The sequence below is a fragment of the Kitasatospora sp. NPDC088783 genome, from assembly GCF_044750705.1.
GTDB classification, from domain to species: Bacteria; Actinomycetota; Actinomycetes; order Streptomycetales; family Streptomycetaceae; genus Kitasatospora; species Kitasatospora fiedleri.
In genome coordinates this window covers 24,269-48,788 of sequence record NZ_JBIVKJ010000021.1, presented here as the reverse complement: position 1 = coordinate 48,788, position 24,520 = coordinate 24,269, and the positions used below count along the sequence as shown (strand labels likewise).

Below are 24,520 nucleotides of genomic sequence, written 5' to 3'. Positions count from 1 at the left end.
TGCGGACATCAGCCCTTGACCCCTGTCAGTGTGACGCCTTCGACGAAGGCGCGTTGCGCGAAGAAGAACAGAACGATCACCGGTGCCATCACCAGCAGCGTCGCCGCCATGGTGAGGTTCCAGTTGGTGTGGTGGGCGCCCTTGAAGGACTCCAGGCCGTAGCTGAGGGTCCAGGCGCCCGGGTTCTCGGAGGCGTAGACCTGCGGGCCGAAGTAGTCGTTCCAGCAGGAGAAGAACTGGAACAGCGCGACGGCGGCGATCGCCGGCCTGGCCATCGGCAGCACCACCCGCAGCAGGGTGCGCAGTTCGCCGCAGCCGTCGATCCGGGCGGCCTCGACGTACTCCTTGGGGATGGTCAGCAGGAACTGGCGCAGCAGGAAGACGGTGAAGGCGTCGCCGAACGCCATCGGGACGATCAGCGGCCACAGCGTGCCGGTCAGGTGCAGCTGCTTGGCCCAGAACAGGTACATCGGGATCACCGTGACCTGCGGCGGCAGCATCATCATCGCGACCACCGCCATCAGCGCCAGGTTGCGGCCCCGGAACCGGAACCGGGCCAGCGCGTACGCCACCGGCAGGCTGGAGAGCACGGTCAGCACGGTGCCGACGCCCGCGTACAGCAGGGTGTTGCGCCACCAGGTGAGGAAGCCGGGGGTGTCCCAGACCTTGCGGTAGTTCGACCACTGCCAGTGCTGCGGCCACAGGTCGGAGGTGAGCGCCTGGTGGTCGGTCATCACCGAGGTGAGGAAGACGAACACGAACGGCAGCAGGAAGAACAGCGCGGCGGCGATCGCGGTGGAGTGCACCGCGACCCAGTGCAGGGCGGCGCGGCGGCGGGCGGCCCGGGCGGCGGCGGGGGCCGGCAGCGGGCGCCGGCGGGGGAGGGTGGAAGCGAGTGCCATGGGGTCAGTCCTCCGCCAGGAAACCGGACTTGCGGCGCAGCAGGACGCCGGTGAACGCCATCGAGAGGGCGAACAGGATGAGTGCGACGACGCAGGAGGAGCCGTAGTCGAAGCGCTGGAAGCCGAGGTTGTAGACCATCTGCGGCAGCGTCCAGGTGGAGCCGGCCGGGTAGCCGGGCTCGAACTGCTGGCCGGAGCCGCCGATCACGCCGGAGGCGACCTTCCCGGCGACGATCGCCTGGGTGTAGTACTGCATGGTCTGGATCACGCCGGTGACCACCGCGAACACCACGATCGGCGAGATGTTCGGCAGCGTCACGTACCGGAAGCGCTGGAGGCTCCCGGCGCCGTCCAGTTCGGCGGCCTCGTACTGCTCGGTCGGCACGTCCAGCAGCGCCGCCATGAAGATCACCATCAGGTCGCCGACGCCCCAGATCGCCAGCAGCGTCAGGGCGGGCTTGGACCAGGACGGGTCGGTGAACCAGCCGGGCTGCGGCAGGCCGAGCTCGCCCAGCAGGTGGTTGACCGGCCCGGTGCCCGGGTTCAGCAGGAACGCGAACGCCATCGTCGCGGCCACCGGCGGGGCCAGGTACGGCAGGTAGAAGGCGGTGCGGAAGAACCCGGCGCCGGACTTCACCTTGGTGATCAGCAGCCCGACGCCGAGCCCGAACACGACCCGCAGCGAGACCATCACCGCGACCAGCCAGAGGGTGTTGCCCAGGCCCTTCCAGAAGAAGGGGTACTTGTCGAAGACGTAGTCCCAGTTCCGCAGCCCGGCGAAGGTCGGCGGGAGGAACCCGTCGTAGCTGGTGAACGAGAAGTAGACCGTCGACACCAGCGGGTACAGGAAGAAGAACCCGAACCCGACCAGCCACGGGGAGAGGAAGGCCAGTGTCCTGGCCCGCTCCCGCCGGCGCTTGCGGCGCAGCGCCGGCGGGAGGGCGGAGCTCACGGTCGCCATGTCACTTCGCCTGGGTGACGGCGTCGTCGATCTCCTTGGCGGTGGCCGTCAGGCCCGCCCCGAGGTCGGTCTGCTGCCCGGACTCCACCGCGTAGCTGAGGTTCTGCAGCGACACCTGGTACGCGCCGCCGTTGATGCTCGCCGGGGTGGTGGAGGAGTTCGGGTTCTTGGCGATGTCGACGAAGGTGCGGAAGTTCGGGTCCGCGTCCAGCTTCGGCGAGTCCAGCGCGGCGAGGGTGCTGGGCACGTTGTGGATCGCGTTGGCGAAGGACACCACCGCGTCGGTGTCGGTGGTCAGGTACTTGACGAAGGTCCAGGCCGCGGTCTGCTTCTTCGAGCCGTTGGCGATGCCGACGATGGTGCCGGTCTGGTAGCCGCGCCCGTAGGCCGCCGCCTGGTCGTCCGGCACCGGGAACGGCGCGGTGGCCCACTCGAAGTCCGGCTTGTCCTCGGCCAGCGAGGCGGTGCGCCACTCGCCGTCCAGGCTCATCGCGACCTGCCCGGTGGTGAACGGGTTCTTGGCGCTGAACTCGTCGCCGAACCCGGTCCGGTACTTCTCCAGCTTGTCGAACCCGCCGAGCCTGTCGACGAGTTGCTTCTGCCAGGTGAGCGCCGCGGTCACGGTCGGGTCGGTGGCCACGTTCGACCTGCCGTCCGGTCCGAAGTACGTGCTGCCGTACTGGCCGAGGTAGTGCGCGATCGCCGTCTCGTAGCCGTGGTAGTTCGGCATGAAGCCCAGTTGCTTGAACGAGTCGCCGTCCGGGACGGTCAGCTTGGCGGCGTCCTCGGCGAACTCGCCGAAGGTCTTCGGCGGCGCGGTGATGCCCGCCGCCGCGAACGCGGTCTTGTTGTAGTACAGGCCGTAGGCGTCGCCGAGCAGCGGCAGCGCGCACTGGTCGCCCTGGTAGCGGCTGTACTCCAGCATCGCCGCCGGGAAGGTCTTCGCCGGGTCGACGCCGTCCTTCCGCAGCATCGGCCCGAGGTCGGCCCAGACGTGCGAGGCGCAGAACCGGCCCACGTTGTCGGTGGAGAACGAGGACACCACGTCCGGGGCGTCCGGGCCGCCGGCCCGCAGCGCCTGCTGGGCCTTGTCGTCGGCGATGTTCCCGACCACCTTGACGTGGATGTTGGGGTGCAGCTTCTCGAAGGCGGCGACGTTGTCGTTGATCGCCTTCACCTCGTTGTCCTGGCTCCAGCCGTGCCAGAAGGTGATCGTCACGTCCTGGCCGGACGCCGAACCGTCCTGCCCGCCACCGGAGTTGGTGCCGGTGCAGGCGGCGGCCAGCAGCGTCGTGCAGACCGCCGCGGTGAGTGCCGCCAGCGGGCGGCGGGCCAGCGGGCGGCGGGCGAGCGGGGATCTGCGGGTCGTGTCCACGGAAGGGCGCTCCTGGGGGAGGGGGCGAGGGCAGGGCGGCAGGGCCCGGCGACCCCGCGTGGGGGGAAGGGGAGTGGGTGCGAACGTGCGTCAGTGCGTCAGTGGGTGCTGAACAGGACGTCCCGGGTGCTCGCCAGCGCGCGCTGCAGCGCGCCGGTCAGGACGGGCGACCCCGGCACGGCCGACAGCCGCACCTCCGGCCGCGGGATGGACATCCGGCCCAGGGCCTCCTGGACCAGCTCCCGCAGGCGTTCACCGCCCGCGGTCGGCGTCCCCCCGGAGAGCACCACCAGCTCCGGGTCCACCACCGAGGCGATCACCGCCAGCCCGACCGCCAGCCGCTCGGCCAGCTCGGCCAGGAAGACCTCGCCCTCGGCACTGCCCAGGGCCCCGGCCACCGCCTGCGCCGCGTCGGCGCCGCGCAGCCCGTGCCGGCGGGCCAGCGCCAGCACCGCGGGCTCACCGGCCAGGTCCTGGAACCCGCCGGTCACCTTCCGGCGGGAGCTCAACGACACCGGGGCGTCCGGCACCGGCATGTAGCCGACCTCGCCCGCGCCCCCGGTGAAACCCCGGTGCAGCCGGCCCGCGATCACGATCGCCGCGCCGATGCCCTCCTCGGCCCACAGCAGCACGAAGTCCTCGCACCCCGCCGCCGCCCCGCCGGCCTGCTCCGCGACCGCGGCCAGGTTCACGTCGTTCTCGATCGACACCGGCGCGCCCAGGGCCTGCTCCAGCTCCTCCACCAGCCGCGGCGAGTGCCAGCCCGGCAGGTGCGAGGCGTACCGCAGCTTCCCGGTCACCGGGTCCGGCGCGCCACCGATCCCGACCACCACCTCGCGCAGGCAGCCCGGCGCGAGCTGCGCCCGGCGCACCGTCTCGGCGACCGCCTCGGCGACCCGCGGCACCGTCTCCGCCGCGGGCCAGCCCTTGGTCGGCACCCGGTGCTCGGCCAGCGTCGTCCCGGTGACGTCCGCGACCGCGACCCGCACCGTCGTGCTGGTCACATCCACGCCCGCGACGTAGCCCGCGGCCGGATTCACCTGGTACAGCTGGGCGTTCGGCCCCGGCCCGCCGGCGGTCGTGCCCACCGGCACCACCAGCCCCACCGCCTCCAGCCGGGCCAGCAGCTGCGAGGCGGTCGGCTTCGAAAGCCCCGTCAGGCTTCCGATCTGGGTGCGGGACAGCGGGCCGTTCGCGAGCAGCAGCTCCAGCGCGGCACGATCGTTGATGGCCCGCAGCAGGCTCGGCGTACCGGCCAGCGGGGAACGGGGTGTCTTTCGGGTGGTCACGGCCCGATCCTCCTCTGCGTACGCGGTTGCGGCCAACTGTTAGGAAAGTTTCCAATCGCGAGCCGTGGATGTCAACGGTCCGTGACCTGTTCGTTGACTGCGGCGCGCGGACGGCGCGCGGACAGCGCGCGCGGGCGGAGCGGGCGGAGCGGCGGAGGGGAGAAGGGGAAAAGGGACGGGGGCGGGAGCGCGGGAAGAACCACCGCGCTCCCGCCCCCGTCCCGGGACCGGCCCTACCAGGGAAGCGGACCGTCCTCGTTGAAGAACCCGCCGCTGGGGCCGCCGTCCGGCAGCGCCGCCAGCCGGACGGCGATCGCCGCGCCCTGCGCGGGGGTGCGCACGCCGCGGTGGCCGTTCAGGTCGGTGGCGCAGTAGCCGGGGCAGGCCAGGTTGATCAGGATGCCGGTGTCGCGCAGTTCCTTCGCGTACTGCACGGTCACCGCGTTCAGGAAGGTCTTCGACGGGGAGTAGGCCGCCGAGATCGGGCCGGTCTCCTCCCCCGGCCGGGACTGCAGGGTCAGCGACCCCACCCCGCTGGACATGTTGACGATCCGCGGCGAGGCCGAGCGGCGCAGCAGCGGCAGGAGCGCGTTGGTCACCCGGATCACGCCGAGCACGTTGGTCTCCACCGCCAGCCGGACCTCCGCGAGGTCCACCAGGGTCGGCTCCTGCGGCGAACCGCCGGTCACCGCCGCGTTGTTGACCAGGACGTCGAGCCGCCCGAAGCGGTCCGCCAGCAGCTCCGCCGCCGCGGCCACCGAGGCGTCGTCGGTGACGTCCAGCGGCACCCCGAAGGCGTCCGCCCCGCCCGCCCGCAGCGCCTCGACGGCGGCCTCCCGCCGCCCCTCGTCCCGGGCGCCCACGCCCACCCGCCAGCCCAGCGCGCCGAGGCCCGCCGCGATCTCGTACCCGATGCCCTTGTTCGCGCCGGTCACCAGCGCCACCGTCGGCGCGCCCTGCTCGTGCTGCTCGTGCTGTTCGTTCTTCTCGTTCATACCGCCATGCTCGGCCCGCCGCCCCGGCCGTGGCCAGGACCGATCCGGCACCCCGGCGATACCCGGCGGGTATCGCCGTAGGCTGGACGGATGGAGACCCGGGAACTGCGGTACTTCGTCGCCGTCGCCGAGGAGTTGCACTTCGGGCGGGCGGCCCAGCGGCTCGGCATGGCCCAGCCCCCGCTGTCGCGGGCCGTCGCCCGGCTGGAGCGCCGGCTCGGCACCGTCCTGCTGACCCGCGACAGCCACGGCGTGGCGCTGACCGACGCGGGCCGGGTGCTGCTGCGCGAGGGCCGCACCGTGCTGGACGCGGTCGCCGCGGCCGAGGCCCGCACCCGCCGGGCCGGGCAGCCGGGCCTGGTGCTGGTGGCGAAGGCGGGCGCGTCCACCGAACTGCTGGCCAAGCTGCTGGCCGCCTACGCCGCCGAGCCCGACGCGGTGCCGGTGGACGTCCGGCTATGCCAGTACGGCGAGCAGGGGCCGCTGCTGCGGCGCGGCGAGGCGGACGTGGCGCTGCTGCACCTGCCGTTCGACTCCGCGGCCGGCCTGGACACCGAGGAGCTGCGCACCGAGGGCCAGGTCGCCCTGCTGCCCGCCGGGCACCCGCTGACCGCCCGCCGCGAACTGCGCCTCGCCGACCTGGCCGAGCTGACCGACCTGCCCGCCCCGCGCTACCCGCGCTCCGACGGCACCCACCGCGACGGCCCCGGCCCGGCGATCCGCGACCACGCCCAGCTCTACCAGCTGATCGCCCTCGGCCGGACCTACGCCGTCCTGCCCGACTCCGCCCGCAGCCAGCTCCGCGACGACGTCGCCGTCCGCCCCGTCCCGGACGCCCCGCAGGTCACCACCCTCCTCGCCTGGCCCCCCGACAGCCGCTCCCGCGCCCTGGCCGCCCTGCTCCGGACGGCGACCGGGAGCTCGACCGGGGGTCCGGCCGGGGGTTCGGCCGGGGGCCCGGTCTCCTGACGGCCCGCCGGGGGCGGCCCGCCGCACCACCGGACCCCGGCCGGGGCCGACGCCCGCGGCGTGGACCCCGGGTCCGGCCGCCGGCCCGGCGCGGTCTTCCAGCTGTGGCGCGAGTCCGACGCCGCCGACGGTCCGCGGCCCGAGAACGGCGACCCGGGCACCCACCACCGCCGTCACCACCCTCGCCCGCAGCCCGAGCCCGGCCCGGCCCGAGCCCCACGCCCCGCCGCAGGCCCGTCCGGGAGCCCCGTCCGCCCCGTCCGCGCGTCCGGCCGGGCCGGGGCCGGCGGGTCAGTTCTGCGTCGGTATCGGCTTGGCCGCCAGCGAGCGGGCCGAGTTGGGGTCGGCGAGCGCGGACGGCGGCAGGATCTCGGGGGCGGCGGCCTGGGCCGGGACGGTGGCGGCGGCCTCCTCCCTGAGCTTGACGCCCGCCAGGTCGAAGGCGGCCTTGAGCCGCAGCCGCAGCGCCCGGGCGACCTGCGCGGACTTGCCGGGGGTGCAGCGGGCCTCCACCCGCAGCTGCACCGAGTCCACGGCCACCGACTCCACGCCCAGCACCTTGACCCGGCCCCAGACCAGCTCGTCGTACGGGCTCTCCTTGGCGAGCTGCTCGGCGGTCTCGGTGATCAGCGCCTCGACCTGCTCCAGGTCCTCCTTGTAGCCGACCTGCACGTCGACGGTGGCGGTGCCCCAGCCCTGGCTCATGTTGGCGATCCGCTTGACCTCGCCGTTGCGGATGTACCAGATCTCACCCGCCGAGCCGCGCAGCTTGGTGACCCGCAGGCCGACCTCCAGCACGGTGCCGGTGGCGACGCCGGTGTCGATCTCGTCGCCGACGCCGTACTGGTCCTCCATGATCATGAAGACGCCGGAGAGGAAGTCGGTGACCAGGTTGCGGGCGCCGAAGCCGATCGCCACGCCCGCCACGCCCGCGGAGGCCAGCAGCGGGGCCAGGTCGACGCCCAGCACCGACAGCGCCATCAGCGAGGCGGTGCCGAGGATGCCGAACGAGGCCACCGAGCGCAGCACCGAGCCGATCGCCTCGGAGCGCTGCTGGCGCCGCTCGGTGTTGACCACGCCGGTGTTGGCCAGCAGCCCGCCGAGCACCCCGTGGTCGCCGTCGCCCTCCGCGGGGCGGCCCATCCGGGTGACCAGCTTCTCGATCACCTTGCGGACCACCGCCCGCAGCACCAGGGCCAGCCCGAGGATCAGCACGATCCGCAGCCCGGAGACGACCCAGCCCTGCCAGTTGTCGTCCAGCCAGCCGGCCGCCTGCCGGGTGGTGTCGGTCACATCGGCCGTGCTGGTGGGCAGCGTGAACGTCGGCGTGCTGGTGCTGTCGGTAGCGGAATCGGCGAGCATCGCCCCACTGTAGCGAGCCTGTTCCGGGCCCCGTTCACCCGCTCGGACGGCCTGCGAACGGTTCCGGACACGCACCGCAGCACCACCCGCACGGTACGTGCAGGAGGGCCGCGAGCTGGGCATACCGGCTATGGCGGAACGCGCGGGGGCTCACCGCACGCGCGCGGCCCGTTCACGGAGAAATGGTGGCGTCGTACGACGACGTAAGGCGACACTGAGGGAGATCACGTCCCGCGAGGGCCGCGGTCACCCGCTCGACTCGGCGCGAGCCACGCGCCGCAGGCGTCCAAGGAGGCCCCGTGCCGCATGTCCTTGTCCTCAACGCGTCGTACGAGCCACTCGGTGTCGTCTCGATGCGACGCGCTCTCATCCTCGTCCTCAACCACAAGGCGATCGCCCTGGAGGATGCGGGCACCACTCTGCACAGCGCCACCGGTGCCGTCCAGGCGCCGTCCGTCGTCAAACTGACCCGTTTCGTGCGGGTCCCCTACCGCGGCCCCGTACCGCTGACCAGGCGGGCGCTGTTCGCCCGCGACCACGGTCGGTGCGTGTACTGCGGGGCCGCCGCCACCAGTGTCGACCACGTCATCCCGCGCAGCCGGGGCGGACAGCACCGGTGGGACAACGTGGTGGCGGCCTGCCGCCGCTGCAACCACACCAAGGCCGACCGGCACCTCGCCGACCTCGGCTGGCGGATGAAGCGCCCCCCGGCCGCGCCCAGCGGCCTGGCCTGGCGGGTCATCGGCACCGGGATCAAGGACCCGCGCTGGCGGCCCTACCTGGAGCCGTACGGCGGCCTCGACCAGTTCCGGGACTTCGAGCACCACGACCATCCGGAGACGGTCCTGCCCGCCCCCGTCCGCACCCGTCCGATCCGCCGCGGCGAGCAGCACGCTCCGCTCTCCGCCTGAACAGACAAGGGCCTGCCCGACACGACAACCGGTACGCCTCATGGGCCGCCGGCGCCCCCGCGACGGGAGCGTCGGCGGCCCGCCGCGTGCCACGGCACCTGGACGCCGCGTGCCACGGCGCCCGCCCGCCGTGCCGCGCTACGGCGCCTGCACGCCGTACAGCTCCACCCCGGACAGCGCGTACCCGTAGCGGGTGGCCCGGCCCACGCCCTGCACCCGCAGGTAGCGCGCGCCCGGCGCGTCGAAGCGGACCGTCTCGGTGCCGCCCTGCCCGTTGCCCACCTCCGCGACGGTGGTCCACACCACGCCGTCGGCCGAGGTCTCCAGCCGGTACGCGGAGGCGTACGCCGCGCCCCAGTGCAGCACCGCCGAACCCAGCCGGACCGGCTGCGGCAGCCGCAGCTGCACCCAGGCGCCGTCCTCGGCGGGGGAGCTCCAGGAGGTCCCCGGGTCGCCGTCGGCGACCGCCGCCGCCGGGGTCTTCGCGCTGTCGTCGCCCGAGGAGGAGGCCGCCGCCGACCGCGCCAGGTCCGGCCCGCCGGTCGGCGGCACGACGTGCACCAGCAGCTCCTGGCGGACGGTCAGCGTGCCCGCGGTGAACACCACCGGCACCCGGTAGCTGCCCGACGGGGTGTCCGCGGCGGCCGTGACCAGCAGCGGCGCGCCCACCTGGCCGCCGCGCGGCACCGTCACCGCCGGGGCCGGGGCCACCGTGAGGCCCTTGGCCACGGCCGGGACCTCGGCGGTCAGGGTGCCGGTCAGCGGGTCCGGCCGGCCGGACTCCACGGTGGCCCGGGCCCGGGCCGGGGCGGCGGCGCCCGCCACCACGTCCAGGGCCGGCTCGGCCAGCGTCAGCCGGGCCGCCGGCGCGTCCGCCCACCACGGGATCACCTGGTTGACCACCGGGGCCTCGCCGCCCGGCCGCCACACCAGCCGCAGCGCCTCCACCGGTCCGCCGTCGGCCTTCAGCTCGTTGTAGCCGGGCCGCACCGGGCCCAGGTCCGCCCAGCTGCCGTCCGGGCGGCGCACCTGCGCGGTCGCCTCGGCCCGCACCGTCGGGTCGGTCAGCACGGTCAGCCGGTCCAGCGGCCGGGCCGAGCCCAGCTCCACCGTCAGCGGGGCGTCGCCCGCGGCGGGCGGCGCGGCCGCCCGGAACGCCGAGTCCGGGTCGCCGGAGAGCACCGCCTGCGGCGAGGAGCCCGGCGCGGCCGGCGGGCCGGACACCGAGGCGTCCACCGCGTCCGGCGCGGCGGTGGTGAACTCCCGCACTGCGACGGCGGTCTGCTGCCCGGCGGTGGCCCGCAGCCGGACCGCCTTGGCGACCGCGCCCGGCGGGGCGGTCGCGCTGACCGTCCGCTGCCCGTGCACGGTGGCCAGCCGCTGCCAGCCGCCCGAGCCGCTCCAGTACTCCAGCACCCCGTCGCGCAGGTAGTCGTCCGCCGCCGGGGCCGCGTCCGGGTCGTCGCCCCAGGAGCCCATCAGCACCGTCACCGAGCCGAGCGGCTTCGGGGTGCCCAGGTCCAGGCCGAAGCTGTCGCCGACCTGCGGCGGCGCGGACGACCAGTAGAAGGTCTGCCCGGAGCCGTCCGCCATCAGCGCCGGGCCGTGGTCGTGCGCGGTGCCCAGGGTGGTGGTCGGCGACGCCCCCGCGGTGATGCCCGACCAGGTGTCCGCGGACTTCGCCGCCCGGTCCAGGAACGCGTCCAGCACGCCCTTGCCGACCGTCACCGGGTTCTGCTCCAGCACCCCGCGCTGCCGGCCCAGCTCCAGCCGGGCCTGCCAGGCCGCCGCGCCGTCGCCGCCGTGCTGCGCCAGCAGCATGTCCACCGCCGCCCGGCCCGCCGCGCCGTACGCGGACAGCCGGGCCAGCCACGGCGCCGCGTCCGCCGCCAGCGGGTCGCCCGCCAGGGTCCGCGGCGCGTCCGCCATCACGGTGAACGCCTCGCGCAGCGGCTGCGCCGCCTCCTGGAGCCGCGCCGGGTCGGCCGGCGCGCCCGAGGCGGGCTCGGCCGCCGCCCAGAACCGCTCCACCAGCGGCGCCAGGTACGCCGACTCCTGGCCGCCCAGCGGCGAGGAGGCGCTGTTGCCGGCCAGCGCCGCCGCCGCGGCCCGCTGCGCCGGACCGGCCGTCAGCAGCCGCAGCGCCCCGGCCAGCGAGCGGTCCGGGCGGTAGCCGTCCGGCTGCCAGCCGAAGTCGGCGGCGGTCGCCAGCGGGATGCGGGAGGCCACCGGCTGGCTCATCGCCGAGGTCAGCAGCACCGCCGAGCGCCGCGCCACCTCGGGGTCGCGCCCGTCGTAGCCGCCCAGGAACAGCCGGTCCGGCGCCGAGTCGTTCACCGGGTAGTTGTCCATGGTCATCAGCTGCCGCCCGAACAGCCCGGCCGTGGCCTCGATCTGCTCGCCCGTCACCTGCTTCGGGATCGCCGACCCGCCGCTCCAGGCCACCTGCACCGGGCCCGGCAGCCCGGCCGCCAGCGCCGCCCGGTACGGGGTCGAACCCTGCTTCAGGTACTCGGTCGGCACCACCGACAGCGGCGCCAGCTCCCGGTGCCCGGCCACCAGCCGCTCCTGCACCGCCGCGATCAGGCCGCTCTGCGCCCGGGCGGCGGCCACCGGCCCGGTGCCGAACTTCCGCCGGTCCGCGCCGCAGTGCCACTCGTCGTAGGAGACGTTCAGGAAGTCCAGCTGGAAGGCCCGCACGCCCAGCCGCCGCAGCCCGTCGAGCTTGGCGACCAGCGCGTCGACGTCCTTGCCGGAGGAGAAGCAGAACGACTGCCCCGGGGCGACCGAGTACGCCACCGTCACGTGCGCGGCCCGCGCCCGGGCGGTCAACTCGGCCAGCTCGGCGGCCTGTTCGGCCGGGTACGGCTCCCGCCAGCGCTGCGTCCGGTACGGGTCGCCGCCCGGCGCGTACAGGAAGTAGTTCTGCTTGGTGCGGCCCAGGAAGTCCACCACCGCCAGCCGCTGCGCGGCGCTCCACGGCGCCCCGTAGAACGACTCCGCGGTGCCGCGCACCGCCGCGCCGGTCGGCCAGTCCCGCACCAGCACGCCCGGGAAGCCCTTGTCGCCCTCGCCGCCCTGCCCCTGGCCCGGGGCGACCGGGGAGAGCAGCTGGGCCAGGCTCTGCGCCGCGTAGTAGGTGCCCGCGCCGTCGATGCCCGCCAGCACCACCGCGCCGTACGAGCCGCCCGGGGTCGCCAGCCGGCCGGACGCCAGCAGGTAGCCGCCCGAGGGCAGGCCGGTCAGCTGCGGCACCTCGGTATCCTTCAGCCCGTTCGCCACCGCGAGCTGCCGCAGCACCCGGTCGGTCGTCCCGCCCGCGCCCTCGTACGGGCCGCCCACGTACACCACCAGCGTGCCGGGGGCGGGCTGCGCCGGGGCCTCCGGCACGCTCAGCACCTCGGTCGCGCCGGCCCGGGCCAGCAGCGCGCGCACCGCGTCCACCGCCGGGCCGTCCGCGGCGTCCGCCAACACCAGCAGCACCTGCCGGGGCACCGCCACCGGGCCGCCGCCGGCGTGCAGCTCCTGCGGGCGCGGGAACACCTGGGGGTCGGTCAGCGAGCCCAGCGGCAGCGGGGCCTCCGCGACCGGCGCGGCCGGCTCGGCGACGTCCGGTGCGGCGGTGCCCGGTCCGGTCCGCGGGCCCGCCTCGGCGGCGAAGCCCGGGGCCGGGAGCAGCAGCCCGCCGACCACCGCGGCCGCCGAGAGCGTCGCCGCGATCCGCAGCGTGCTGCCCCGTCGGCCGGTGCGGCGCTCGGCCCGCACCGAGGCCAGCAGCGGTGCGGTGCCCTTGACGTCCGCGATGAACCGGTCCGCGGCCCGCGGCGCCAGCTGGCGGGCGGTCCGCGCCGCCGTCCGGCGGGCCGCCAGCGCCGCCGGGTGGTACAGCACCTCGCGCAGCGCCGCGCTCTGTTCCAACCGCTGCCGCAGCCGCCGTCCGGCCGCCACCGAAACCCGCGCCTGCACCGGAGCCTCCTCGCCCGAAACGCCCAGCTCACCGGCCCCCCGCCGCCCCGGCCCCAGCCCCCCGCTGCCGTCCGGCCCGCCCACCCCACCAGCTCCCCGCGTCCCTGTCAACGCCCCTGGCGGCTATGTCCGTTATCGACCGTTATCGGCGGGGTGTCCGGCACCGGGCGGGACCGGGTCGGCGGCGGGCCGGCGGCGGGTCGGCAACCGCGCGCGGGGACGTTCACCCGACCGGTGCGGCGCGCGGGCCGTGTCGGTCGGGGTCGCCGGGCGGCGGCGCGGGTAGGACTGTGGCTGTCGACGATTCGGGAGCCCCGAGGACGGAGTGCGCTGGGTGGCCGCATACCTTGACCGCGAGCAGGCGGGATCCGAGCAGGTACCGGCGGCGGACAACCCGCCCGCCCCACCGGAGTTGACGGCGCTCGCGCACGCCCACGGGGTGGACACCAGCTACGACGCCGGCTCCGGCCCGGTGCAGGTCGGCGCGCGGACGCTGACCGCCGTGCTGGCCGCGCTCGGGGTCGACGCCGGGACGCCGGAGCTGGCCGCCGCGGCCCTGGAGCGGCACCGCGCGCAGCGCGCCGCCCGGCTGCTGCCGCCCACCGTGGTCGCCTGGCGGGGCCGCCGCACCGCGCTCGACCTGCCGGCCGGGGCGGAGGTCCGGATCGAGCTCGAACAGGGCGGCGAGATCCGGGAGTCGACCGGCGGCCACCCGCACCCGCTGCCCGCGGACCTGCCGCCCGGCCGCCACCTGCTGACCGTCCGGGCGGACGGGCGCACCGCCCGGGCCGCCCTGCTGGCCGCCCCGCCGCGGATCCCCGAACCCACCGGGCGCAGCTGGGGCTTCCTGGCCCAGCTCTACTCGGTGCTGAGCGAACAGTCCTGGGGCATGGGCGACTTGGCCGACCTGGCCGAACTCGCCCGCTGGGCGGGCGCCGAACTCGGCGCGGGCTTCCTGCAGATCAACCCGCTGCACGCGGGCATGCCCGGCGCCCCCTCCGACCCGTCCCCCTACCGCCCCTCCTCGCGCCGCTTCGCCGACCCGGTGCACCTGCGGATCGAGGCGGTCCCCGAGTACACCCGGCACGAGGAGGCCCCCGACCTGGCCCGCCGGGCCCGGCTGCTGCGGGAGGAGGTGCTGGAGCACGACGCCCTGATCGACCGCGACGCGGTGTGGTCGCTCAAGCGCCGGGCCCTGGAGCTGCTGCACACCGTGCCGCGCGGCGTCGGCCGGGAGGCCGCGTACCGGGCGTTCGTCCGGCGCGAGGGCGAGTGGCTGGAGCGCTACGCGCTCTGGAACGCGCTGGCCGAGGTGCACGGCGCCGGCTGGCACGCCTGGCCCAAGGGCCTGCGCCACCCCGCCAACCCGCAGGTGGCCGCCGCCCGGGCCGAGTTGAAGGACCGGGTGGAGTTCCACCGCTGGCTGGCCTGGCTGGTCGACGAGCAGCTGCACGCCGCCCAGCGCGCCGCGACCGACGCGGGCATGCCGCTCGGCCTGATCCACGACCTCGCGGTCGGCGTCCACCCCGACGGCGCCGACGCCTGGGCGCTCCAGGACGTGCTGGCCACCGGGATCTCCACCGGCGCCCCGCCGGACGCCTTCAACGCCCACGGCCAGGACTGGGGCCTGCCGCCCTGGCGGCCCGACGCGCTGGCCGAGGCCGGGTACGCCCCGTTCGCCGAACTCATCCGGGCCTCCGCCCGGCACGCCGGGGCGATCCGGATCGACCACGTGATGGGCCTGTTCCGGCTCTGGTGGGTCCCCGAGGGGGCCCGCCCCACCGAGGGCACCTACGTCCGCTACGACGCGGAGGCGATGCTCGCCGTCCTCGCCCTGGAGGCGCACCGGGCCGGGACGGCCGTCATCGGCGAGGACCTCGGCACCGTCGAGCCCGGCGTGCGCGAACGCCTCGCCGAGCACGGCGTGCTGGGCACCTCGGTGCTCTGGTTCGAACGCGACTGGCGGGCCGGCGGCGCGGTGCTGCCGCCCGAGCGCTGGCGCCCCGGCTGCCTGGCCACCCTCACCACCCACGACCTGCCCTCCACCGCCGCCCGGCTCAGCGGCGAACACGTCGAACTCCGCCACCACCTGGGCCTGCTGGCCCGCCCGCTGGCCGAGGAGCAGGAGGCGGCCGCCGCCGAACTCGCCGACTGGCAGCGCGAACTGGTCCGGATCGGGCTGCTCGCCGAGGGCGAGCCGCCCACCCCCGAGGCGCTCTACGCCTACCTGCTGGCCACCCCCGCCAAGCTGGTCGGCGTCTGGCTCCCCGACACCGTCGGCGACCCCCGCCCGCAGAACCTCCCCGGCACCTGGGACCAGTACCCCAACTGGCGCCTGCCGGTCGCCGACGCCACCGGCACCCCCCGCACCCTGGACGACCTGGCCGCCGCCCCCGGCACCGCCGGCATCGCCGCCACCCTCGCCCCGCTGGCCCCGGCACCGGCGGGACACGCCGACAGGCGCACCCCGCCGGGCGGAGCGGCGTAGGAGGCCGGTACCTTGGGAAACGTGGACAAGAGGAACGCAATGCGCGCCGGTGCGGTCACCGCGGCGGCCACGCTGATGATGCTGATGTCGTCGCCCGCCATGGCCTACGTGCGTGACGACGGCGACAACCCGGGCAAGGGCCTGAGCGTGGGTCAGACCCTGGGCCTGTTCGTCGCCCTCCCGATCGTCGCCTTCGCGGTGATCGCGGGCCTCTGCCTGATCCCGGGCAGCAAGAAGAAGTAACCCGGGCCCGCACCCCGACGACGGCGACCGCCGGATCCCCGACCAGCCTCGGGGATCCGGCGGTCGCCGTCGCACGTCCGCGCGGGCCCGCCGTCCCCCGGGCCCCGGCGCGCACGTCCGGCTCAGCTCCAGCCCGCCGTCGTCTCCTGCCGCCCGTCCGGGTGGATCGCCAGCGCCCGGACGCCCTTCCCGGCCAGCCAGGGCAGGGCCCGGGGCGCGCCCATCGCGAACGCGGCGGTGGCGAGGGCGTCGAGGCGGGCGAGGCGCGGGCCGACCAGGGTGAGGGAGGCGTAGGAGTCGGAGGGCAGGCCGGTGTGCGGGTCGACGATGTGCGGGCCGCGCTCGGCGGTGCCGGAGGTGGCGACGGCCAGGTCGTGGCCGGTGACGACGCGGGCGACGGCCCCCGCGCGGTGCGGGTCGGCGATGCCGATCCGCCAGGGGCCGCCCGCGGTCTGGACGTCCCCGCCGCCGCTGACGCAGTGGTGCGCGGAGCCGGACTCGCGCAGCGTCCGGGCGGCCTCCTCGACGGCCCAGCCCTTGACGTAGCCGCTCGGGTCGAGCCGTCCGCCGGGTCGGGCGGTGAAGTAGCCGCCGGTCTCCGCGCCGAGTTCCGCGCAGCGTTCCAGCACCCACCGCACCTCGGGGTCGGCCTCGGCGAGGGTGAGCTCCCCGCGGTCGAGCCGGCTGATCCCGCTCTCCGGCCGGTACGTCGAGAACAGCGCGTCGATCCGGTGCAGCCGCCGCACGGCGCGCCGGATCGCCGGGCCGGTCTCCGGCCCCGGGTCGCGGACGGCGAAGGAGAAGACCGTCCCCATGACGTGCTCGACGTGCCCGGCGGTCACTTCTCCACCTGGTCGAGGGCGCTCTGCAGCGAGCGGGTGTAGCCGTCGCTGGTGTACGTCGCGCCGGAGACGACGTCGATGTCCGCGCTCTGCGCGGCGATCGCCTCCTGGTTCAGGACGGGGATGGCGTACTCGTTGATCTCCTGGTCGCGGCGGTCGCGGGTGGGGTACTGGACCACGTCGATCCTGCTGATCTTCCCGGCGGCCACGGTGACCTTGACCTGCACCGGCCCGTAGCGGGTGTCGACCGCGCTGCCGGTGACGGTCCGCGCGGACCCGTCGGAGCTCTGCGCGGTGTCCGTGCCGACGCCGGAACCGGTGCCGGTGCCGGTGCCGGTGCCGGTGCCGGAGTCCGTGTTCGCGGAGGAGAGGGCGGGGGCGGGGTCGGGGTCGTGGGGCTTGAGGGAGAGCAGCAGGACGACCCCGGCGGCGGTCGCGGAGGCGGTGATGACGGCGCGTCGCATGGCGGGGCCTCCTAGAGGGCGAAGGATTCGTGGTGGACGCGGTCGGCCCGGACCCCGGCGGCGCGCAGGGCGCGGACGGCGTCGGCGGTGAACTCCTCGGGGCCGCACAGGTAGACCTCGTGCCGGGCGAGGCCGGGGACGAGCCGGTGCAGGGCCGCGCCGAGGTCGCCGACCTCGGCCCGGCCGCCGAGCAGTTCGTGCACCCGGACGCCGCGCTGCGCGGCGACGGCGGCGAGCTCGCGGCGGAACAGCACGTCCTCGGGGCGGCGGGCCCGCTGGACGAGGGTGAGCTGCCCGGGGAGCGTCTCGGCCAGCGCCCGCAGCGGCGTGACGCCGACGCCCGCGCCCAGCAGCAGCACCGGCCCGCCGCGGTGCCGCCGCGCGGTGAACGCCCCGTACGGACCCTCGGCGCGGACCCCGGTGCCGGGGGCGAGCGCGGCGAGCGCCGCGCTGTGGCCGCCCAGGTCCTTGACGGTGAAGCGCAGGAAGCGCGGGTGCGGGGGAGCGGAGAGCGAGTACGGGTGGGAGGCCCAGCGCAGTCCCGGGGCGAGGAACTGGAGCCGGAAGAACTGCCCGGGTTCGGCCCGCAGTTCCTCCAGGTGCCGTCCGGTCAGGAACACCGAGACCACGCCCGGACCCTCGGCCCGGACCTCGGCGACCTCCAGCTGGTGCCGCCGGTCGCGCAGGTACGGGCTGAGCAGCCGGTACCGGGCCAGTGCGGCGGCGGTACCGAAGTACAGCAGGTACCAGCCGGCCTTCGCGGGGCCGTCGGACAGGTCGGCACCGGTGGTGAGCTGGTGGGCGAAGCCGAGCGCGACGGCCAGGTAGGTGGCCAGGTGCAGGTAGTACCAGGTCTCGTAGCCGAGCCTGCGGCGGGCGGCCCGGGCGGAGACCGCGCCGGTGCCGAGCAGCAGCAGGGTCGCGGCGGTGGCCTTCAGCATGTCGGGGAAGTGGAACACGATCTCCACGGTCTGGCCCCACAGGCCCTGCCCGTCGGTCAGCGCGTAGCCCCAGACGACGGTGAGCACGTGCACGGTGACCAGCGAGACCAGGTAGCGGCCGCCGTACGCGTGCCAGCGGGCCAGCCGGTCGGCGCCGACCTCGCGCTCCAGCAGCGGGATCCGGGCCATCAGCAGCAGCAGGACGGGGGCGGCGTACCCGGCGAGCAGGCCGGTGATCCGGCCCGCGCCGGTGAGCCAGCCGGCGGCGCCCGTCACCCGGGGGGTGTCGGCCCACCAGAGGGCGAGGACGCCGAGCGCGCCGAGCACGACCAGGGCCAGCGCGCCGCGGCGGACGGCGTCCGGGGGCAGGGCCCGGCCCGGGGCGGTGCGCCGGGCGGCCCGGGTGGGGGTGGACAGTGCGGCCAACGGGCCCTCCTTCACCGGTCAGGGCCCCACGGTGACACCGGAAACTCTCAGTTCCCTATGAACCGATCGTCCGACCGGGTCGCTCCGGGGGGACGTCCCCGCAGGTCGGACCCGCCGTACCTGGGCGGAAGGCGGTCCGACGATCTCACCGCTTTCTCATCCCGGAACGGCAGAATGGGCCGCATGCAGTACGCGGACACCCCCTGGCGGGTCCTGGTGGTCGACGACGAGCCCGACCTGGTCGAGGTCCTCTGCGGCGCCCTGCGCTACGAGGGCTGGCAGGCCCGCGGCGTCACCGGCGGCCTGGACGCCGTCGCCGCCGCCGCCGACTGGCACCCGCACGCCATCGTGCTCGACGTGACGCTCCCCGACTTCGACGGGCTCGAAGTGCTGCGCCGGGTCCACACCGCCGACCCCGAGGTGCGCGTCCTGTTCCTCACCGCCCGCGACGCCGTCGAGGACCGGATCGCCGGGATCAGCGCGGGCGGCGACGACTACGTCACCAAACCGTTCAGCCTGGAGGAGGTCGTGGCCCGCCTGCGCGGCCTGCTCCGCCGCACCGCGCCCCCGGGCCCGGCCGCCCCCGGCACCCTCGCCGTCGGCGACCTGCGGCTCGACCCCGCCACCCGGGAGGTCAGCCGCGGCGGCGAACCCGTCGACCTCAGCCCCACCGAGTTCGCCCTGCTGCGCCACCTGATGGAGCACCCCCGCCAGGTGCTCAGCAAGGCCCGCATCCTGGACGCCGTCTGGTCCTACGACTTCGGCGGCCAGGCCCACGTGGTCGAGCTGTACATCAGCTACCTGCGCCGCAAGATCGACGCCGGCCGCCCGCCGATGATCCACACCGTCCGCGGCGCCGGGTACGTCCTGCGCGCGGCCACCGGATGAGGCGCCCCGCCCCGCGCCCGCGCACCCTGCGGGCCCGCCTGGTGGCCGCCCTGATCGCCCTGCTCGCCCTGATCTGCGCGGGCATCGGCGTCGTCACCTGCGAGGCGCTCCGGCACTTCCTGGTCGACCGCCTCGACCGGCAGCTCTCCGCGGCCGGCGGCCGCTACGCCGCCGGCCTCGACGACCCCGGCCACGACATCTGCGCCCAGTCGCCCGGCACCTTCGGCGCCCGGCTGGTCGACGGCGGCGTCACCCGCGCCGCGGTGGTCGGCGGCGTCCCGCCCGGCGACGACGACCCCGTCCCGTTCGCCCGGGACGGCGCCGACGCCGCCGTCCCGCTCGACGCCGCCGACCTGGCCGACCTGCGCGACCTGCCCGCCGACGGCCGCCCCCGCGACCTCACCCTCTCCGCGCTCGGCCGCTACCGGGTGGCGGCCGTCCCCGGCGACGACCGCGACACCCTGGTCACCGGCCTGCCGCTGCACCCCGTCGAGGAGACGGTGCAGCGCCTGCTGCTGATCGAACTGGCCGTCTTCGCCGCCGCGCTGACCGTCGCCGCCGCCGGCGGCACCCTCGCCGTCCGGCTCGCCCTGCGCCCCCTCGACCGGGTCGTCGCCACCGCCGAACGGGTCTCCGCCCTCCCGCTCGCCAACGGCGCCGTCGACCTCGGCGAACGCGTCCCCGACGACGACCCCCGCACCGAGGTCGGCCGGGTCGGCGCCGCGCTCAACCGGATGCTCGGCCACGTCGCCGACGCGCTGACCCGCCGCCAGAACGTCGAGGAGCGCCTGCGTGCCTTCGCCGCCGACGCCAGCCACGAACTGCGCAACCCCGTCGCCACCGTCCGCGGCCACGCCGAACTCGCCCTCCGGCATCCCGGCCCCGTCCCCGAACCCGTCCGGCACTCCCTGGAGCGGATCAGCGCCGAATCCCGCCGGATGGGCACCATCGTCGAGGACCTCCTGCTGCTCGCCCGCCTGGACGCCGGCCGCCCGCTGGCCGTCCAGGACACCGACCTCACCCGGATCGCCCTCGACTGCACCGCCGACGCCCGGGCCGCCGCCCCCGGCCACCGCTGGCTGCTCGAACTCCCCGCCGAACCCGTCACCGTCCCCGGCGACCCGCACCGCCTCGCCCAGGTCGTCACCAACCTGCTGGCCAACGCCCGCACCCACACCCCCGACGGCACCACCGTCACCCTGCGCCTCGACCCGGCCGGCCGCCTCACCGTCACCGACGACGGCCCCGGCATCCCCGCCGACCTCGCCCCGCACGTCTTCGACCGCTTCACCCGCGGCGACCGCGCCCGCTCCCGCCGCACCGGCTCCACCGGCCTCGGCCTCGCCATCGTCCGGGCCGTCGTCCAGGCCCACCACGGCACCGTCACCCTCGCCAGCACCCCGGGCCGGACCACCGTCACCGTGACGCTCGGAAAGCACTGAACGGCCGGGGGCCGGAGGCGACGCGTCGCCTCCGGCCCCCGGCCGTCCCGTCCGTGCGGACCCCGCGTCAGCGGTCAGCGGTCGGCGGCCTGCGCCTTCAGCGCCCGCTCCACGCCCGCCCGGGCCTCGACGACCTGGCGGCGCAGGGCCGGGGACGGGTCCGCGGCGGCGAGCCAGGCGTCGGTGGCGTCGAGGGTGGCCTGCGAGACCGCGTAGGAGGGGTAGAGCCCGCCGATGATCTGCTGCGAGATCTCGTGGCTGCGGGTCTCCCAGACCTGCTTGACCGAGGCGAAGTACTTCTCGGCGTAGGCGGCCAGCAGCTCCCGCTGGTCGGCCTGCTGGAAGCCGGCGATCACGGCCTCCTGGACGTAGTTGGTCAGGGTGTCGGAGTCGACCACCGACGCCCACGCCTCGGCCTTGGCCTCGGCGGTGGGCCGGGCCGCCCGGCAGGTCGCGGCGTGCTCCTGCCCGGAGGAGGTGTTGTCGCGGGCGAGTTCGGCGTCGATCGCCGCCTCGTCCGCGCGCCCGGTGGCGACCAGCCGCACCAGCAGGCTCCAGCGCAGCTCGGTGTCGACGGCCAGGCCCTCGATCTCGACCGAGCCGTCCAGCAGCCCGGCCAGCAGCGCCAGCTGCTCGTCGGTGCGGGCGGCGCCGGCCAGCGTGCGGGCCCAGGCGAGCTGGTGGTCGCTGCCGGCGGGGGCCGCGCGCAGGGCGCTCTCCGCGGCGGCGGCCCAGCGCTCCAGGCCGCTCTCGCGCCAGGCGGGGTCGGCGTACAGCTCCAGGGCGAGCTTGACCTGGCGCTGGACGGACTGCACCACGCCGATGTCGCTCTCGCGCGGCAGGCCGGAGAGGGCCAGCGAGAGGTAGTCGCGGGTGGCGAGTTCGCCGTCGCGGGTCATGTCCCAGGCGGAGGCCCAGCACAGCGCGCGCGGCAGCGAGTCGGCGAAGTCGCCGAGGTGCTCGGTGACGACGGCCAGCGAGTCGGCGTCGAGCCGGACCTTCGCGTAGGAGAGGTCGTCGTCGTTGAGCAGCAGCACGGCGGGCCGGGCCCGGCCGGCCAGCTGCGGGACCTCGGTGCGCTCGCCGTCGACGTCGAGCTCGATCCGGTCGGTGCGCACCAGCTTGCCGTCGGTGAGCTCGTACAGGCCGATGGCGATCCGGTGCGGGCGCAGCACGGCCTCGCCGCGGGCGCCGGCGGGGAGGGCGGGGGCCTCCTGGAGGACGGCGAAGGACTCGACGGTGCCGTCCGCGGCGACGGTCAGCTCGGGGCGCAGCACGTTGATGCCGGCGGTCTCCAGCCAGGCCTTGGACCAGGTCCGCAGGTCCCGGCCGCTGGCCTCCTCCAGGGCGCCGAGCAGGTCGGCGAGCCGGGTGTTGCCCCAGGCGTGGCGCTTGAAGTAGGCGCGCACGCCCTGGAAGAAGGCGTCCTGGCCGACGTAGGCGACCAGCTGCTTGAGCACCGAGGCGCCCTTGGCGTAGGTGATGCCGTCGAAGTTGACCTGGACGTCCTCCAGGTCGTTGATCTCCGCCATGATCGGGTGGGTGGAGGGCAGTTGGTCCTGCCGGTAGGCCCAGGTCTTCATCTGGTTGGCGAAGGTGGTCCAGGAGTGCGGCCACCTGGAGCCGGGGGCCTCGGCCTGGCAGACGACCTCGGCGAAGGTGGCGAAGGACTCGTTCAGCCACAGGTCGTTCCACCACTCCATGGTGACGAGGTCGCCGAACCACATGTGGGCGAGCTCGTGCAGGATGGTCGCGGCGCGGGCCTCGTAGGAGGCGTCGGTGACCTTGGAGCGGAAGACGTACTGGTCGCGGAAGGTGACGGCGCCCGCGTTCTCCATCGCGCCGGCGTTGAACTCCGGGACGAACAGCTGGTCGTACTTGGCGAACGGGTAGGGGAAGTCGAACTTCTCCTGGAAGTAGTCGAAGCCCTGCCGGGTGACGGCGAAGATCGCGTCGGCGTCCAGGTACTCGCGCAGCGACGGGCGGCAGTACACGCCGAACGGCACGTGCTGGGCGCCGTTGTCGTAGCTGTCGAAGACGCCGACGTAGGGGCCGGCGATCAGCGCGGTGATGTAGGTGGACATCCGGGGGGTGGGCTCGAAGGTCCACACCCGGGTGTCGCCGTCGCCGGCGGGCTCGGGGGTGGGGGAGTTGGAGACCACGACCCAGCCGGCCGGGGCGGTGACGGTGAAGGCGAAGGTGGCCTTCAGGTCGGGCTGCTCGAAGCTGGCGAAGACGCGGCGGGCGTCCGGGACCTCGAACTGGGTGTAGAGGTAGGTCTCGCCGTCGGCGGGGTCGACGAAGCGGTGCAGGCCCTCGCCGGTGTTGGTGTAGGCGCAGTCGGCGACCACCCGCAGCTCGTTCTCGGCGGCCAGGCCGGGCAGCGCGATGCGGCTGTCGGCGAAGCTCTCCAGCGGCAGGGCGCGGCCGTTGAGGACGATCTCCGTCACGGCGGGGGCGACCAGGTCGATGAAGGTGGAGGCGCCGGGTTCGGCGGCCTTGAACCGGACCACGGTGGTGGACCGGAAGGTGCCGCCCTCGCGCGCGGAGCTCAGGTCGAGCTCGATCTCGTACGCGTCCACGGCCAGGAGTGCGGCCCGGGTGCGGGCCTCCTCACGGGTCAAGTTGGTGCCAGGCACTCGCAGGACTCCTTCGTCAGGGCTCGGGTTACCGGGAATCCTCCCATGCGCGTAACGATCCGTGTTCGTGCTTGACTCCCCCTCCGAGCAGTACCGGAGCATAGAGTTCAGAAGTTGAAGCTGAACTTCTCAGGAACAGCAAGTGCGCCCTGGAGGGTGGAACATGTCGACGGACACACCGGGATCGCAGTCCTCGCTGCACCGGGCCAATCTCGAACGGGTGCTGCGGGCTGTGCGGATGGCCGGATCGCTGACCCAGGCGGAGATCGCCCGGGGCACGGGGCTGTCGGCCGCGACGGTGTCCAACATCGTCCGCGAGCTGAAGGAGTCCGGCACCGTGGTGGTGGCCGACACCTCCTCGGGCGGGCGGCGGGCGCGCAGCGTTTCGCTGAGCGGGGACGCGGGGATCGTGGTGGGCGTGGACTTCGGGCACACCCACCTGCGGGTGGCGGTCGGCAACCTGGCGCACCGGGTGCTCGCCGAGGAGAGCGAGCCGCTGGACGTGGACGTCTCCGCGCAGCAGGGCTTCGACCGCGCCGAGCGGATGGTGGAGCGGCTGCTGGGCCAGGCCGGCTTCCCGGCCGACAAGGTGATCGGGGTGGGCCTGGGCGTGCCGGGCCCGATCGACGTGGAGACCGGGGCGCTCGGCTCGACCGCGATCCTGCCGGGCTGGACGGGCGTGATGCCGGGCCAGGAGCTGTCCGGGCGGCTGGGCATGCCGGTGCACGTGGACAACGACGCCAACCTGGGCGCGCTGGGCGAGCTGGTGTGGGGCGCCGGGCGGGGCCTGGGCGACCTGGCGTACATCAAGGTGGCCAGCGGCGTGGGCTCCGGCCTGGTGATCAACAGCCAGATCTACCGGGGTCCGGGGGGCACCGCGGGCGAGATCGGGCACATCACGCTGGACGAGGCGGGGCCGGTGTGCCGCTGCGGCAACCGGGGCTGCCTGGAGACCTTCGTGGGCTCCCGCTACCTGCTCAACCTCTTGAACGCCAACCACCCCGGCGAGCTGACCCTGGGCAAGGTGGTGCAGCTGGCCCAGCAGGGCGACCTGGGCTGCCGCCGGGTGATCGCCGACGCCGGCCGGCAGATCGGGATGGGCGTGGCGACCCTGTGCAACCTGCTCAATCCGCGCCGGGTGATCCTCGGCGGCGATCTCGCCGAGGCCGGTGAACTGGTGCTTTCCCCGATCCGGGACTCGGTGGCACGGTACGCGATCCCCAGTGCCGCCCGGCAGTTGTCGGTGGTCCCGGGGACGCTCGGCGGCCGGGCCGAGGTGCTCGGCGCGCTCGCCCTGGTGATGAGCGAGATGGGCGAGAGCGGGGTGCTCTGACCGGGCCCGGCACTCCGCCGGAGGGGGGTCCGGGGGCTCGCTCGGTATCGGGTGAGCCTTCAGGAAGATAACGAAAGGGTTTGG

At 75.2% G+C, this 24,520-nt stretch carries 18 protein-coding genes; 7 read left to right on the top strand and 11 right to left on the bottom strand.

Features of this window, described 5'->3' with window-relative positions; genetic code table 11:
• Positions 1 to 8 precede the first annotated feature (8 nt).
• The 5 genes from ACIP60_RS34390 to ACIP60_RS34370 form a co-directional block, all read right to left on the bottom strand.
• Complete coding sequence (locus ACIP60_RS34390; RefSeq protein WP_400692390.1) at positions 9 to 902, bottom strand: carbohydrate ABC transporter permease; 894 nt, start codon at positions 900 to 902, stop codon at positions 9 to 11.
• A gap of 4 nt (positions 903 to 906) precedes the next feature.
• Positions 907 to 1,863 carry a carbohydrate ABC transporter permease gene (locus ACIP60_RS34385; protein WP_400692388.1) on the bottom strand — a complete coding sequence of 319 codons (957 nt, stop codon included), beginning with the start codon at positions 1,861 to 1,863 and terminating at the stop codon, positions 907 to 909.
• 1 nt (position 1,864) lies between these two features.
• Positions 1,865 to 3,238, bottom strand: coding sequence for an ABC transporter substrate-binding protein (locus ACIP60_RS34380; protein WP_400692386.1), 1,374 nt, complete (start codon positions 3,236 to 3,238; stop codon positions 1,865 to 1,867).
• 98 nt (positions 3,239 to 3,336) lie between these two features.
• Positions 3,337 to 4,527 carry an ROK family transcriptional regulator gene (locus ACIP60_RS34375; protein ID WP_400692383.1) on the bottom strand — a complete coding sequence of 397 codons (1,191 nt, stop codon included), beginning with the start codon at positions 4,525 to 4,527 and terminating at the stop codon, positions 3,337 to 3,339.
• 233 nt (positions 4,528 to 4,760) lie between these two features.
• Complete coding sequence (locus ACIP60_RS34370) at positions 4,761 to 5,522, bottom strand: SDR family oxidoreductase (protein ID WP_400692380.1); 762 nt, start codon at positions 5,520 to 5,522, stop codon at positions 4,761 to 4,763.
• A gap of 90 nt (positions 5,523 to 5,612) precedes the next feature.
• Between ACIP60_RS34370 and ACIP60_RS34365 the strand changes: the two genes are divergently transcribed.
• Positions 5,613 to 6,491: a LysR family transcriptional regulator gene (locus ACIP60_RS34365; RefSeq protein ID WP_400692378.1), complete on the top strand. Its 879-nt coding sequence runs from the start codon at positions 5,613 to 5,615 to the stop codon at positions 6,489 to 6,491.
• A gap of 291 nt (positions 6,492 to 6,782) precedes the next feature.
• On the opposite strand, the gene ACIP60_RS34360 is transcribed toward ACIP60_RS34365, so the two are convergent.
• The gene (locus ACIP60_RS34360) at positions 6,783 to 7,853 is read right to left on the bottom strand and encodes a mechanosensitive ion channel family protein (protein ID WP_400692376.1); all 1,071 of its coding nucleotides are present in this window, start codon (positions 7,851 to 7,853) and stop codon (positions 6,783 to 6,785) included.
• Between the two features lie 299 nt (positions 7,854 to 8,152).
• Here ACIP60_RS34360 and ACIP60_RS34355 point away from each other — a divergent pair, with 299 nt between their 5' ends.
• Positions 8,153 to 8,764, top strand: a complete 612-nt coding sequence (locus ACIP60_RS34355; protein WP_033212661.1) for an HNH endonuclease — start codon at positions 8,153 to 8,155, stop codon at positions 8,762 to 8,764.
• A 138-nt stretch (positions 8,765 to 8,902) separates the two neighbouring features.
• Here the strand turns inward: ACIP60_RS34355 and ACIP60_RS34350 are convergent, their stop codons facing one another.
• Positions 8,903 to 12,730 carry a beta-N-acetylglucosaminidase domain-containing protein gene (locus ACIP60_RS34350; protein WP_400692372.1) on the bottom strand — a complete coding sequence of 1,276 codons (3,828 nt, stop codon included), beginning with the start codon at positions 12,728 to 12,730 and terminating at the stop codon, positions 8,903 to 8,905.
• A 334-nt stretch (positions 12,731 to 13,064) separates the two neighbouring features.
• On the opposite strand from ACIP60_RS34350, the gene malQ reads away from it, so the two are divergent.
• Entirely contained in the window at positions 13,065 to 15,218 is a 2,154-nt protein-coding gene (gene malQ / locus ACIP60_RS34345; RefSeq protein WP_400692369.1) for a 4-alpha-glucanotransferase, read from the top strand.
• A gap of 21 nt (positions 15,219 to 15,239) precedes the next feature.
• Positions 15,240 to 15,461, top strand: a complete 222-nt coding sequence (locus ACIP60_RS34340; RefSeq protein ID WP_400692366.1) for a hypothetical protein — start codon at positions 15,240 to 15,242, stop codon at positions 15,459 to 15,461.
• Between the two features lie 122 nt (positions 15,462 to 15,583).
• Here ACIP60_RS34340 and ACIP60_RS34335 read toward each other — a convergent pair whose 3' ends face one another.
• From ACIP60_RS34335 to ACIP60_RS34325, 3 genes are read right to left on the bottom strand one after another with little or no spacing between them, the layout of a single operon-like run.
• Complete coding sequence (locus ACIP60_RS34335) at positions 15,584 to 16,276, bottom strand: FAD:protein FMN transferase (RefSeq protein ID WP_400692512.1); 693 nt, start codon at positions 16,274 to 16,276, stop codon at positions 15,584 to 15,586.
• 23 nt (positions 16,277 to 16,299) lie between these two features.
• Positions 16,300 to 16,767 carry an FMN-binding protein gene (locus tag ACIP60_RS34330; RefSeq protein ID WP_400692363.1) on the bottom strand — a complete coding sequence of 156 codons (468 nt, stop codon included), beginning with the start codon at positions 16,765 to 16,767 and terminating at the stop codon, positions 16,300 to 16,302.
• A gap of 11 nt (positions 16,768 to 16,778) precedes the next feature.
• On the bottom strand, positions 16,779 to 18,134 hold the full coding sequence (locus ACIP60_RS34325; RefSeq protein ID WP_400692361.1) for a ferric reductase-like transmembrane domain-containing protein: 1,356 nt from the start codon (positions 18,132 to 18,134) through the stop codon (positions 16,779 to 16,781).
• Between the two features lie 174 nt (positions 18,135 to 18,308).
• Between ACIP60_RS34325 and ACIP60_RS34320 the strand changes: the two genes are divergently transcribed.
• Both ACIP60_RS34320 and ACIP60_RS34315 read left to right on the top strand, forming a co-directional pair.
• Complete coding sequence (locus ACIP60_RS34320; protein WP_400692358.1) at positions 18,309 to 19,022, top strand: response regulator transcription factor; 714 nt, start codon at positions 18,309 to 18,311, stop codon at positions 19,020 to 19,022.
• The gene (locus tag ACIP60_RS34315) at positions 19,019 to 20,464 is read left to right on the top strand and encodes a sensor histidine kinase (protein WP_400692355.1); all 1,446 of its coding nucleotides are present in this window, start codon (positions 19,019 to 19,021) and stop codon (positions 20,462 to 20,464) included. Before ACIP60_RS34320 ends, ACIP60_RS34315 begins: the two co-directional genes overlap by 4 nt.
• Before the next feature lie 74 nt (positions 20,465 to 20,538).
• Here the strand turns inward: ACIP60_RS34315 and pepN are convergent, their stop codons facing one another.
• Positions 20,539 to 23,103, bottom strand: a complete 2,565-nt coding sequence (gene pepN, locus ACIP60_RS34310; RefSeq protein ID WP_400692352.1) for an aminopeptidase N — start codon at positions 23,101 to 23,103, stop codon at positions 20,539 to 20,541.
• Between the two features lie 163 nt (positions 23,104 to 23,266).
• Here pepN and ACIP60_RS34305 point away from each other — a divergent pair, with 163 nt between their 5' ends.
• Positions 23,267 to 24,436 (top strand): ROK family protein, encoded by a 1,170-nt coding sequence (locus ACIP60_RS34305; protein WP_400692349.1) that lies wholly within the window; start codon positions 23,267 to 23,269, stop codon positions 24,434 to 24,436.
• The last annotated feature ends 84 nt before the right edge of the window (positions 24,437 to 24,520 follow it).